Genomic DNA, 12,638 nt, shown 5'->3' on the forward strand with positions numbered 1-12,638 from the left:
CATCAGCTTTCAACATGCTCACAAAGAAAGCCGCGACCGCATTGAGCGCCGTTGTAAGCGACTTTTGCTGTCCAATTCATCTCTGGCTTGGGCCGGGCGCGTGAGCCACGTTATCTTGATGCGTCGCCTCGGGCAAAACAGGTCCCTCCGGTCGTCCATCACGAATAACCGTACTTGAGGAGCCCCGAAACAACATCAAGACCGACGCGGGCGCCGGCTTTGCGGTTGTCGTAAGAGTTCGTCGCGCCTGGGCCTCCGCCACTAGGCCGTTGAGCATTTGGTCGACGAGCGCGATGAAGCGAGGCGGACCAGAAGCGAAGACCAGTCCATCTTCCGGTGCGGCTCTCACGACGTAGCGTTCATCGGAAATTTTGAGTGCATCGAGTGCCGCCTTGAATGCATCGAAAGTGACCGGGTTTAAGACAAGCAGGCGACTTTCCGCCTCGTGCGCGTCGGATACGTACAGCACCAGCCCGTCATAGTACCACTGAAGATTATAAAGAGTGGTCACGCGTTCGAGGAAATCTCGCGGCGCGAGATCCGGCATGCGCCCGCGAATCCGCCCCTTTACATGGGTGCTGACATTGATTCGAATATTCAAATTGTTGCCGAACTCCTGCAGTGCGGCCGCGAGATCCTGATCCAGAACTGTGTAAGTATAAGGCGTGGATGGCAGCTCTAGAGTGGCGCCGAGCGCCCTAACCGCGCTCAAGGAGATGAAAACACCAACAATTAGAATGTTCTTCAACGTGTGCAGCCTCGTGGTGTGGTTGAGTATTCCAGGCGGTCATGCGCTGGTACTCTTCCAAAGTTGGAAGACGAACTTCGTCGCAAATTGGAAGCCAATCGTGATTTTTGGATGACGTAGCTCTTGATCCACGTCAGGTTTTGGTCAGCTCGGCTCGCTAGGGTGCCGAGCCGTTCCCGGCAACGACAGCTAATAGACGCGAGAGCAATGATTCCTTCCGTGATGTTTGGCGCGATGCCGATCTCTGCCAACCTCGGCGAGTGTCTCACCGAGGGGTGTTCATCGGCGCCGGGCAACTTTCATGAGCATCTTGCAAAGGCGGCATCGAAACAAGGCGCCGCCTCTTTGGTGGCCGACAGCGCGTTGGCGCCACCTGTACCGGAGGTTCAGCGTGCAGTCGCGCAGACAGGTCCACTGGGCGATCGCATTCTGCAGAATCTTTTTGGAGCGCACTTAGGCAAACCATATCCTTCGACCGGACTCCCTTCGATCGGCGAGCCGGGCCCTTCGAAGAGCGTCCAGCTTGGGCCCGCCGCGCGGCCTATCTCGCGCTTGGACGGAGTCGATGTCCATGTTATCGGAAAACCAGAAGGTGCCGACAATTTCGAGTCGACGTTGCAGAATCTGCGGGATGTTTACAACGGCGTCATTCAGGTTTCGCTCATCTCCAAGAGTGCTGGCGCCGTCGGTTCATCTCTGAATAAGCTGCTATCAGCGGGCTGAGCGGCGGTTGATGGTTCTTTTCGCGCAAAGAAAGATCGGTCGCGGCGCGACTTCTGGAAGGCAGGTGCATGCCGTTCTCCTATTGCCGCTTGTGCTGTTGCTAGCCGGCTGCAAGGCCGATCTCTATACGAAAGTTCAGGAGCGTGAAGCCAACGAGATGCTTGCCCTTCTCCTTAGTAAGGGTGTCGATGCAGTCCGTGTTGTCGCTAAGGACGGTAGCAGCACGATTCAGGTCGAAGAAAAGCAATTGGCCGTTTCGATAGAACTGCTGAATGGCCAGGGCTTGCCGCGCCAGGTGTTTAAGAATCTTGGGGAGGTGTTCAAGGGATCCGGCCTGGTTGCGTCCCCAGTTGAGGAGCGCGCTCGTTACGTTTATGCCCTAAGCGAAGAATTGTCGCGCACAATCAATGATATCGATGGGGTTCTCTCCGCCCGGGTTCATGTTGTCTTGCCGAAGAACGACCTTTTGCGACAGGATGCGACCCCGTCCTCGGCGTCGGTCTTCATTCGACATGGTTCCAATGCGAACCTCTCAGCCTTGTTGCCCCAAATCAAGATGCTCGTCGCCAATGGCATTGAAGGACTATCATACGACAAGGTGGCCGTCGTTTTCGTGCCGGTTGAGCGAGCGCAGCATGAGATGTTCTCTGCACCAGCAGCTGCTTCGATCCACCCGACCAAGTTCACGTCAGCCACCTTTCTTGCGATCGTGGTCGGGGGTGTCGGCGCCGCGGTCGGCATTCTATCTTACGTGCTGCTGAGCACACGTGTGCGCCAGCTAGGTCAATTCTGGCGGAAAGTGCCGAATATTGACACAGCGGCGAGTATGCCCGCCGTCCTAGCCGCTGGCAAAAAGCGGAACTCCGATGCGAGATAGGCCGAATGCAATGTCCGCAACGATGACATCCAACGAACCAAATCATTTGCTCAACCAACATTCCGGTCGGCCGCGGGAGCTTGCTGCGATAATCCATCCAAGCCGTTTTGCTGAACGTCTTGATGCGTCGCTGGCGGCGTCTACAGTGCTGCAACTGCAGAAAACTCCCAGACTACAGGAAAGACTAGTCGAACTGCTCCTAGGCAGTGAACTGGTCTTGAAGGGAAGTAGCTGGGGAAGGGGCGCTTTGCTTGGGCATGATCCGCATCGTGCGGCATTGCTCGCTGGCGGCATTTGGCATGCCCGTTCGGTACTGAAGCTGGTGTCAAAGCATGATCTTGCTCCACTGATCGGAAATATTGGTGCGGAAGCACATGCTTTCGCTATCCGACATGTATCCAGCGCCGTCGAAACCCAATTGATTGTCGATCCGGAGCAACTTTCGCAGCGGATTGCACATGACGGATATGCCTGCCTTGGCGCTTTCCTCAAGCGAGCCTCAGAACTCGACCGTACGCGCGTGCTTCTCTGCTTGCCTGTCGGGACTGCCGCGGAGAGTCCAGCCGCCGAACATCACAAAGCCGCGGGCCAATTGATGTCTTTGGTGATGACCCATTTGGCCGCAGAGACACGGCCGGCATGACCGCGGGTGAGCCAGCATTGCCAGAACGCCCGCAGATACGTCCGGTGGGTCCAGTCATACCAGCCTCGGAACTTGGGATCTGGTGCGATGTGGTACAGACGCGCGCGCTAGCTCAGCGGTATCTACAGCAGGTTCGCAACTGGGCAAGGAACGCTTATCATCGCGAGCAGGCGCGCGGGCACTCCGAAGGCCTGAAGACAGGCTCGGACGAAATGGCGCGGCTGGTTGCTCGAGCTGCTTCTGAGCTGGCGCGGCGAAAAGCCGTGCTGGAACAGGAGCTGCCACAACTTGTCATTGAGGTCCTGAACGACTTGGTGGGCTCGTTCGATCCGGGCGAGATGTTAGTGAGGTCGGTTCGTCACGCTATCGAGCAAAGATATGGCGGTGCGGAATTGCGCCTTCATGTGTCTCCTGTGAACGTCGATGCCATGACATGCGAGTTCGCGTCATTCCATGGAACGCATGGGCGTCCGAAGGTCAGAATTGATCCGGACCCGGCTCTAACGCCGGACCAATGCGTTTTGTGGAGTGAGTTTGGTAATGTCGATCTAGGACTTGCCGCGCAGCTCCGCACACTGCGCCTCGCCCTTGCTCCGCCTGTTCAGGAGGACGAACAATGACTTCCCAAAGGCCAAGCTATGGCAATGCGGCTGCTGAAGGCGCGGTGCACGCAGCATTATCATCTCTGAAATCTACGGCAAAGCATGTCGATACGCGTGCTGTGCGCGGACGAGTCACCCGAGCCGTCGGCACCTTGGTCCATGCCGTGCTGCCCGGGGCCCACGTTGGGGAGCTGTGCCTATTGCAGGATCACAGTACGGGATGGTCACTTGATGCGGAGGTGGTCGGTCTGCTGCCGGATGGAGTATTGCTCACGCCAATCGGCGACATGGTAGGCATGTCTAGCCGTGCGGAAGTGGTTCCGACCGGGCGAATGCAGGAAGTTGCGGTCGGTGCCGATTTGCTGGGCCGCGTCATCGATAGCTTCGGCCGTCCGCTCGACGGGAAGGGGCCAATAAAGACGACCCACACTCGTCCCCTACGCGGCAGGGCACCCAACCCAATGAGGCGGCGGGGGATCGAGCAGCCTTTTCCGCTCGGCGTCCGCGTGCTCGACGGACTTCTGACGTGTGGCGAAGGCCAACGGATCGGAATCTATGGAGACGCTGGTTGCGGCAAGTCGACGCTGATGTCGCAGATTGTTAAAGGCGCGGACGCTGAGGTCACCGTCGTTGCGCTTATAGGAGAGCGCGGACGTGAGGTGCGTGAATTCATCGAGCGCCATATTGGCAATGCCATCGATCGGACGATCGCTGTCGTTGAGACCTCCGACCGGTCGGCAATGGAGCGCGCGCAATGTGCTCATACGGCGACGGCACTCGCCGAGTACTTTCGTGATCAGGGACAGCGGGTCGTTCTCATGATGGATTCGTTGACGCGCTTCAGCCGCGCGATGCGTGAAATCGGCCTAGCCGCGGGAGAACCTCCGACGCGGCGAGGCTTTCCTCCCTCCGTCTTTGCGCTGCTGCCGGCTCTGTTGGAACGTGCCGGTATGGGCGAGCAGGGCTCGATCACGGCCTTCTATACCGTACTTGTCGAAGGTGACGGGACAGGCGATCCAATCGCCGAAGAGTCGCGCGGTATTCTCGATGGTCATATCATTCTCTCACGCGCGCTCGCATCGCGAGAGCATTTTCCGGCCATCGACGTGTTGTCGAGCCGAAGTCGCGTGATGGATGCGGTCGTCTCTGTGTCACATCGAAAGGCCGCCTCTTTCTTTCGAGATCTTCTTTCGCGCTATGATGAGGCCGAATTTTTGATCAAGGTCGGTGAGTACAAGCCAGGGGGCGATCCGCTGACCGACCGAGCAATCGCGTCGATCGAGGACTTGCGGAATTTCTTGCGCCAGGGGCAGGATGAACCGTCCAGCTTTGAGGAGGCCATCACGTGGATGTCGCGTCTTACCGACTGAATCCCAGCCAAGCGTCGAAATTGCGGCTGGTGAAGGACATGAGGGAGCGAAGTGCGCTTCGTCAATTATCCAATACGCAAGCCGAACGCCAAATTGCGGTTAAAGCGATGGAGAAAGCTTCCAAGAATGCCGCCAGCGCCGAGAAACGCCGCGCAAGCCTCGAAGCTGAACTTTATTTAGAACTCGCATCGTCTAACAGGATGTGCGTCACCGAACTCGACCGTAGGCTTCATCTCGTCATTGGACGCCTCACAGCTGAGATCGCAACTGCACGCCAGGTGCTTGAGCAAGCGCGCATCGCTCAACAGCAGGCCCAGGCGGCGGTTGTTGAGGCGCGGGTCGTGTGGGCCAAGCGTTCGGCGGCGAGCCAGAAATGGCAGCAGATTGAGTGCGATGTGCAGCGCTCGACCAACGCTTGCTCGGAGTGTGCAGCTCAAATCGAAACGGACGATGAGGTCTTGCTCCGGTATCAGAGTGGCTCGCGAAGCCAGGCAATTGGCGTTTTGATTTAATGGCTGCTTCTCTTATGTCGGCGCGAACTGCCGACCCCGTGAACATGAGCGCGGAAAATGCGGTCGGTGAACCGGCACGATTCGTGCCGCGGCTAAGATTGTCGCATAGCGCGGTCTCGTGCCTCAATTTGATGGCCCCCCGGCGAACGGTTCTGAAGAGCCGCCTTGGCGATACGCCGGTCTCGATATGTATTAACCGGCTTGTGTGGCAGGCGCAGCAATCGACCGCGCCGATGCTTGATTGTGTATTTCGCGTCGGAGCCGAAATGGCCGTCTTGTCGGTGCCGCGCCAGTTGGCGGAGGCATTGATTTCGACAGTGCAGCATGGCCTTACGTTACCTTCGGACCCAGCCCGCTCTTTCGTCCTCGAACTTGCGCTTGAACCATGGTTCACTCGAGTAGAGCATCTGCTAGCGCAGGATTTGCAAATTATCCGCATCGACGAAGCAACGATGGAAGGTCCTTATCTGGAACTCGACATCGTCTACGGGGCGCTCGTGGGCAAGGCGCGGCTGTTCCTATTCTCGTCTCTTGAGGGTCCGGTTCCGGCTGCCTTCTGTAAGTTAGGCGAGATGCTTGGCCAATTGCCCCGAGAAATGCGCAAGCTTTCCCCGGAGTTGCCCATCATGGTTGCCAGCGAGATTAGCTCGCTGCGCGTGTCCGTCGGGCTTCTTCGCCAAGCACAAACTGGCGATGCGCTGTTGCCGGACGTCATTCCCTTTGCGAGCGGTCAGGTCATCCTGACTGCGGACAAATTGTGGGCGCCGGCGGAGATTGCTGGCGACAGACTAATCTTGCGGGGACCCTTCCGCCTGCAACCCCACCCTCTCAAGAGTGCATATATGACAACACGACCCCAAACCCAGCCATCGACCCTGCCCTCGGAAACCGACATCGACAGCATTGAGATTACGCTCGTGTTCGAATGCGGCCGTTGGCCTATCCCGCTGGGTACGTTGAGGAGCGTCAACGAAGGGCATGTCTTTGAACTTGGCCGTCCCGTTGACCGTCCGGTTGACATTGTTGCCAATGGTCGATTGATCGGCCACGGCGACATCGTGCGTGTCGGGGAGGAACTGGCCATCAGGCTACGTGGTGGGTTGGCGGTCAATGACTGACATTCAGCCAGGCATTCCTGCACTTCTTGCAGCGACGGTCGGTCTCGGTCTGCTGGCGTTCGCAGTTGTCACGACGACGGCATTCATAAAAGTTTCCGTCGTTCTCTTCCTCGTGCGCAACGCGCTCGGAACCCAATCCATACCCCCGAACATCGTTCTGTATGGCGCTGCATTGATCCTTACGGTCTTCATTGGTGCTCCAGTGCTGGAGCAGATCTACAACCACGTTACCGCCCCGCAACTTCACTACCAAACGCTCGATGACTGGGCGACAGCCGCTAAGGAGGGAAGCGAGCCGCTGCGCGCTCACCTGAAAAAGTTCAGCAGTGAGGAGCAGCGCACGTTCTTCCTGTCATCCACAGAACATGTTTGGTCAGAGGAGATGCGGGCAAACGCTACAGCGGATGATTTTGCGATTCTTGTACCGTCCTTTCTGATCTCGGAATTAAAGCGTGCCTTTGAAATCGGCTTCCTTCTCTATCTTCCATTCATCACGATTGATCTGATTGTAACGACGATTCTGATGGCCATGGGCATGTCAATGGTATCGCCCACAATGATATCTGTTCCTTTTAAGCTCTTTCTGTTCGTCACGATCGACGGATGGTCGCGGCTCATGCACGGGTTGGTGTTAAGTTACGCCACGGCCGGAGGTTAATATGGACGAGACCAGCATCCTCACGCATTTGACCCGATCGCTCGTCCTCTTCATGATGTGGGTTCTGCCACCGCTCCTAGCAGCTCTCGTGGCCGGCTTGGGTGTTGGCATAATACAGGCGGCAACGCAGCTCCAGGATCAAACCTTGCCCCTAACCGTGAGGCTCCTCGTCGTCGTCGCCGTGCTCGTTCTGTTTTCTCGGGTGCTGAGTGCGCCGCTTATCGAACAGGCCAAACATATCTTCACGGAGTTCCCCTCTCTCACATCGAGGTATTAGTGAGGAACCGAAGGCCGAGTTTGTGAGGACAAAACCGCCCATCGACATCACCGGTGAATTACCAAAGTGGCTGGCCAGTTTGTCGAGCGAGCATGAGAGTATGGGGATCGACGGCCTACCCTGCGGGCTCGCAGTGCGGCTGGTGCTCTCGTTGAGCGCTATTAGAACGAACACCGCCGACTATTTGCGGCCTTGGCGTCAAACATTAAGGCACGGCGAGCGGAACCGGTTAGATTAGCTGAGGCGAACAACGAGCGCCGCGAATGCATGCTTTGTCACCCACCGAGGCGCAAGCTCTAATTCAGAGTGCTGTCGAGTTCGTCGTTGCAGCGGGCCTTAGCGCTGCGCGGGCCTTAGGCATTATGTTGGTGCTTCCCGTATTCACGCGGCCGCAGATTAGCGGGATGATCCGCACAAGCTTGACGATCGTGATTGGACTGCCATGCCTTGCGCATGTCAAGGCCGGTCTGCAGACTCTAGATCCGGCCACCCGTCTGGCCGCGGTCGCGTTCCTCGGTCTCAAAGAGATATTCGTCGGCCTGCTGTTCGGGATGTTCCTAAGTATACCGCTATGGAGCATCCAGGCAGTTGGCGACATCATTGACACGCAACGGAGCGTTTCAAGCCAGTTGGACGATCCTGCGACGCGCAGCCAGGCCTCCGCCACGGGTCTCTTTCTCGGAACTGCTGGGGTTACTATTTTCGTTGCGTCTGGAGGTCTACAGACGATGGTTCGGTGCCTGTATGGCAGCTATCTGATCTGGCCCGTGTACCGGCTACTACCTCCTCTGACAATGCAAGGGGCAATGGAAGTTGTAGCGCTTCTCGATCATATCATGCACACGGCCCTGCTATTTTCCGGACCCGTGCTGGCTCTGCTGCTCCTGATTGAGATATCCCTCATGTTGCTAGGGCGGTTTGCGCCGCAAATTAAGCTGAACGACCTCTCCCCCACCATCAAGAACGCCGCCTTTGGCATCATCATGGTGAGTTACACCGTCTTCCTCATGGAATACATGGGAACGGAGATTATCCAGTCCTACGGAGTGCTGGAGTGGCTCGGGAAGTTCCTAAAATGAGCGACTCGAGCGAAGAGAAGAAGCGTCCGCCAACTCCCAAGAAGCTACGGCAGGCGCGTAAGAAGGGACAGATCCCGCGCAGCGCCGATTTTGTGAGCGCGCTTAGCATTTGCGCCGCATTCGGCTGTCTATGTTTCCGAGCGGGCGCGATCGAGGGCGTATGGCGTGAGGGGGTGCGGCTCGTCGACAAGCTGCAGGGGCAGCCCTTCAACAGTGCGGTCCAGCAGGCACTGGTCGGATTGATCGAACTTTCGTTGACGAGCGTTGCCCCAATCATTGGAGCGGCCGTGGCTGCAGGCATTCTAGCCAGTGTCTTGGCTGCTGGTGGGCTGACGTTCTCCGTGGAGCCGCTGAAACCAAGCCTTAAGAAATTGGATCCAATCAAAGGGCTCAAACGGATTGTCTCTCAGAAGTCGCTTGTCGAGCTTGGTAAGTCGTTGATCAAAGTGTTCCTTCTCGGCGTAACGCTGTTTTTCACCTCACTCGCAAGTTGGAAGGCGCTGGTGTACCTGCCTGTCTGCGGTTTGGGTTGTTTCAGCTTTGTATTCAAAGAGGTCAAATTCTTAATTGAAATTGCTGCTGGGGCGTTTCTGATCGGCGGCTTGACCGACCTGCTAATTCAGCGCTGGCTATTCTTGCGTGACATGCGCATGACGGAGAGTGAAGCGAAGCGCGAGTCTAAGGAGCAGGAAGGCAACCCACATGTAAAGGGCGAACACCGCCGGCTTCGTCGGGAATCGGCGAGTGAGCCGCCGCTCGGAGTCAATCGGGCCACATTGATACTGACGGGCCCCGCGATGTTAGTTGGACTGCGCTACGTTCGTGGACAGACCGGAGTGCCGGTTTTGGTATGCCGCGGTGAGGACGAACTTGCTTCACAGTTGTTTGATCAGGCGAGGGCGCTGCATCTGAGCATTATTCAGGAACCTGCTTTGGCGCGTCAGCTGATCCGAAAGGGAATAATGGGCAAGGCCGTTCCGAAGGACTGTTTCGAGGGGGTTGCAAAGGCAGTCTTTGCCGCTGGCCTGGTCTAGCTTGGCGCGGCAATGCGATGCATTCGGGCGTGTTAGTCAAAGACGTCCAGTCGCTACTTGATCTGTAAGTCACGTCGTCTGGAAAGGCGGAAGCAGATCGTGGCGTCTGCGGAAGTTGGCCGCCAGAGTATCGCCAATGCTCTTGCCGCTCAGCCATTGAGAGTGCTCATTGGGCTTCTGACGCAATGCGATTATGAGTGTCACTTTCCAAGTGGCTCTTGTTGCCTGCGGCGAGACCTCCCCGTGCGGTAAGCGGAAGCACCGCACGGTCACCACTGGTTGGCAAGATAGCTCTGTTCTCGAGCAAGTCGCCGGGATCGTTGACCGTGACCGCGAGGTTATTGCGGATCGAACAGCCGAGCGTTGGATTGAAAGAATTGTCGTCTACTGAAGGGCCGATGATTGAAAGGGATGGACAGAGCGGAGGACGTGCTTCGTAAATGATCGCCTCGATTTGGACACCGAAATGGCTGGGCAGATCTACGGGGGAAGCGGACCGGCGAATATTATAGGCGGGAACGCCCATCTCGCGGGCCTCATGAGCCACCTGCGTAATGAGCCGGGGCGAACCACTGACGTCCAGATGGAGTGCATCCCGCCGACCGCGGCTGGCGTTCGCAATGAAATTACGCAGACCATACCTCTCGGCGCGACGAAGGCTCTGTAGTCGCAAGATACTGGTCTTCTGCTCCACTTGAATCGCTTGATCAGTCGGCTCAGAATAGATCGCAGCATTATGTGTGCATCCGCCTACGGTTGCCGCTACGGCAATCAAGTGGCCCAGGTTTCGCAAGGTCATTAGCGGTCCTCATTCGATAACAAAGCCGGCTCCGCCGGTCGCGTCTGGTTCGGTGCGGGAGCCTCGCGGCTTCGCGGGGGACGCGCCAACGTATTCGTTAAAATGCGCCCCCCGTCTGATGGCGGCCGGAGGCGGTCAGTCGGCGCGCTTATCTTGGCGGCAGATGATGCTGGCCGCACGATGTAAGGGGTAACGACGATGACAAGCTCCGTCTCCTGCTTCTGAAATGAGGAGGACCGAAACAGTGCACCAAGGATCGGGACATCGCCTAACCCGGGAAACGTGCTGATGTCGGTGTTGAAATTGCGTCTTATGAGCCCGCCGATTGCAAAGCTCTGACCGCTGGCAAGCTCGACAACAGTACTGGCACGTCGCGTGGAGAGGCCAGGCAGAGACATTCCGTTGATATTGACTTCACCTTCTTTGGATAACTCACTGACTTCAGGCTTGACGTGGATATTGATCTGATTGTTGCTGAGAACGGTCGGAACGAACTCCAGACTGATTCCGAATTGACGGAATTGAACTGAGAGTTGACGATTGTCCTGCATGACCGGAATTGGAAATTCGCCGCCTGCCAGGAAGCTTGCTGATTCGCCGGACATCGCGGTAAGAGTTGGCTCCGCCAATACCGACGCGAGATGCTCGTTGGCGAGGGCGTCAAGTACAGCACTGATGTTCGTGCTGCCAACGCCGACTCCGACACTTGCCGTGCCGCCACCCCGGCTCGCACCGGAACCGCCAGGCTTGCCACTGCTAAACCCGAAAATGACCGCTCCGTTTTGGCCCGATGCAGAGAGGTTGATGCCAAGCTCCTTCACGGCGCTGCGCGAGACTTCCGCCACGCGCACGCTAAGCGTCACTTGCAATGAGCCGGCCACTTGGATGTTGTTGACGACCAGCGCGCCCGCGCCCAGAAATTGCTCGGTAATCTTCTTGGCGCGCTCAACGACGTCGACACTTGGTGCTGTCCCTCTCAGAATTGCGCCGCGTGGCGTATAGGTGACTTGGATCGGATGGTCCCCGAGCTCAGCCTTTAGTGCAGCACGCAAATCCTCGATAGGCTGGGTAACGACAACACGTAACTCGGCTAACGCTTCTCCATTGTCGTTCAAAGCAAATAGGCTGGTCCGTCCCGACTGTTTTCCAAAGACGAAGATGGTTGTATTCGATGGGGCCTGGTAGTCGGCTATCGTTGGGTCGGCAACGAATATGCTGGCCGCCGGCGCCGGAAGATGAATCGTCTGGCCCTGAGAGGAGGAAAGATTCAAGACCCCGCTAAGGCTGTCAGTTGTTGACCGTGGCGACGCCTGATTAGGGTCGCGCTTTATCTGAGCTGCGGTAGTGGGCGGCAGCACGAGAGGAAGCGAGCAAACGACATACAGAAGGCGCGAGCGAATAGCTGAGGTGACCGCCGTCGGCCATCGGCAGCTGCGAACATCAAGGGGGAACTTCAACTGAGCGTCGTTTTCAAGTGTGGCGGCAAGGCAGCGGATCGTTCTTCAGTTCAAGCGCGTAGCCGACGCCGCGCGCGGTTTTGATTCGTAGCGTTGTGCCGGACTTGCTCAAATGTGTGCGCAATCGATAGATCCCGACTTCTAAGGCATTGGTCGAGACTTCATCGTCAAACGCATAGAGGCTTTCCTCTAGCAACGCTCGCGGCACGGTGCGGCCTGCTCGGCTGAGCAGATGTTCGAGAATGCAGACTTCGCGGCGCGCAATTCTGAGTGGCCGACCGTCAACTGAGACTTGCCGGCCAATAGGATCGAAATGTAAGTTCCCGAAGGTGATCACGGGTGCCGTCAATTGCGTCGATCGTCGCAAAATGGCGCGCATTCGAGCAATAAGCTCATCGATAGACACCGGCTTAGGAAGAAAATCGTCGGCGCCACCATTGAATATCGCGATCCTGGTCTCAAGATCGCTCAGGCTGCTCATCATCATGGCAGGCATTGAATATCCTTCACGTCTCAACTGTTTCAACCAGTCCAATCCATTTCCGTCCGGCAGAGCCAACTCGAGCAAGAGAATGTGATAGCTGGCACAACTCAGCGCGGTCTCCGCTTCGTCAAGAGTAGAGATGAGGTCCACGGCAAAACCGCGAACGAACAGGGTTTTCTTGGCGGCTCGCACGAAGGCGGCGTCCTGATCGACCAGTAGGATTCGCATTGTGGTCGCCTATAGTGCGATTGTGTCGA

The 12,638-nt window shown here is 57.2% G+C and carries 14 protein-coding genes and 1 pseudogene; 11 read left to right on the forward strand and 4 right to left on the reverse strand.

Features of this window, described 5'->3' with window-relative positions; all coding sequences use genetic code 11:
- Positions 1-76: 76 nt before the first annotated feature.
- A complete protein-coding gene (locus RPS27_RS03550) occupies positions 77-748 on the reverse strand; it encodes a nodulation protein NolW (protein WP_128929720.1) in 672 nt (223 codons plus the stop codon).
- 207 nt (positions 749-955) lie between these two features.
- Between RPS27_RS03550 and RPS27_RS03555 the strand changes: the two genes are divergently transcribed.
- From RPS27_RS03555 to RPS27_RS03605, 11 genes are all read left to right on the forward strand, one after another.
- On the forward strand, positions 956-1,471 hold the full coding sequence (locus RPS27_RS03555) for a nodulation protein NolB (protein ID WP_232995593.1): 516 nt from the start codon (positions 956-958) through the stop codon (positions 1,469-1,471).
- Positions 1,472-1,481: 10 nt separating this feature from the next.
- Positions 1,482-2,348: a type III secretion system inner membrane ring lipoprotein SctJ gene (gene sctJ, locus RPS27_RS03560; protein WP_128929719.1), complete on the forward strand. Its 867-nt coding sequence runs from the start codon at positions 1,482-1,484 to the stop codon at positions 2,346-2,348.
- Positions 2,349-2,358: 10 nt separating this feature from the next.
- The gene (locus tag RPS27_RS03565) at positions 2,359-2,991 is read left to right on the forward strand and encodes a nodulation protein NolU (protein WP_232995592.1); all 633 of its coding nucleotides are present in this window, start codon (positions 2,359-2,361) and stop codon (positions 2,989-2,991) included.
- A complete protein-coding gene (sctL, locus tag RPS27_RS03570) occupies positions 2,988-3,611 on the forward strand; it encodes a type III secretion system stator protein SctL (protein WP_128929718.1) in 624 nt (207 codons plus the stop codon). The genes RPS27_RS03565 and sctL overlap by 4 nt, the downstream gene beginning before the upstream one ends.
- Entirely contained in the window at positions 3,608-4,963 is a 1,356-nt protein-coding gene (gene sctN, locus RPS27_RS03575) for a type III secretion system ATPase SctN (protein ID WP_128929717.1), read from the forward strand. The genes sctL and sctN overlap by 4 nt, the downstream gene beginning before the upstream one ends.
- Positions 4,939-5,475: a hypothetical protein gene (locus tag RPS27_RS03580; RefSeq protein WP_128955093.1), complete on the forward strand. Its 537-nt coding sequence runs from the start codon at positions 4,939-4,941 to the stop codon at positions 5,473-5,475. Before sctN ends, RPS27_RS03580 begins: the two co-directional genes overlap by 25 nt.
- Before the next feature lie 44 nt (positions 5,476-5,519).
- On the forward strand, positions 5,520-6,593 hold the full coding sequence (gene sctQ, locus RPS27_RS03585; protein ID WP_128929715.1) for a type III secretion system cytoplasmic ring protein SctQ: 1,074 nt from the start codon (positions 5,520-5,522) through the stop codon (positions 6,591-6,593).
- A complete protein-coding gene (gene sctR, locus RPS27_RS03590; RefSeq protein WP_128929714.1) occupies positions 6,586-7,251 on the forward strand; it encodes a type III secretion system export apparatus subunit SctR in 666 nt (221 codons plus the stop codon). Before sctQ ends, sctR begins: the two co-directional genes overlap by 8 nt.
- A gap of 1 nt (position 7,252) precedes the next feature.
- Positions 7,253-7,528 carry an EscS/YscS/HrcS family type III secretion system export apparatus protein gene (locus tag RPS27_RS03595; protein WP_128929713.1) on the forward strand — a complete coding sequence of 92 codons (276 nt, stop codon included), beginning with the start codon at positions 7,253-7,255 and terminating at the stop codon, positions 7,526-7,528.
- A gap of 263 nt (positions 7,529-7,791) precedes the next feature.
- Positions 7,792-8,607 (forward strand): type III secretion system export apparatus subunit SctT, encoded by an 816-nt coding sequence (gene sctT, locus RPS27_RS03600; protein WP_128929712.1) that lies wholly within the window; start codon positions 7,792-7,794, stop codon positions 8,605-8,607.
- On the forward strand, positions 8,604-9,641 hold the full coding sequence (locus RPS27_RS03605) for an EscU/YscU/HrcU family type III secretion system export apparatus switch protein (protein WP_128929711.1): 1,038 nt from the start codon (positions 8,604-8,606) through the stop codon (positions 9,639-9,641). The genes sctT and RPS27_RS03605 overlap by 4 nt, the downstream gene beginning before the upstream one ends.
- Before the next feature lie 166 nt (positions 9,642-9,807).
- On the opposite strand, the gene RPS27_RS03610 is transcribed toward RPS27_RS03605, so the two are convergent.
- From RPS27_RS03610 to RPS27_RS03620, 3 genes and pseudogenes are all read right to left on the reverse strand, one after another.
- Positions 9,808-10,440, reverse strand: a complete 633-nt coding sequence (locus RPS27_RS03610) for a CpaD family pilus assembly lipoprotein (RefSeq protein WP_128929710.1) — start codon at positions 10,438-10,440, stop codon at positions 9,808-9,810.
- 9 nt (positions 10,441-10,449) lie between these two features.
- Positions 10,450-11,840 (reverse strand): annotated as a pseudogene (locus RPS27_RS03615) (type II and III secretion system protein family protein).
- A gap of 70 nt (positions 11,841-11,910) precedes the next feature.
- Positions 11,911-12,609, reverse strand: a complete 699-nt coding sequence (locus tag RPS27_RS03620; RefSeq protein WP_128929709.1) for a response regulator transcription factor — start codon at positions 12,607-12,609, stop codon at positions 11,911-11,913.
- Positions 12,610-12,638 lie beyond the last annotated feature (29 nt).

It is taken from the genome of Bradyrhizobium sp. WYCCWR 12699 (genome assembly GCF_032144035.1).
Lineage (GTDB): Bacteria > Pseudomonadota > Alphaproteobacteria > Rhizobiales > Xanthobacteraceae > Bradyrhizobium.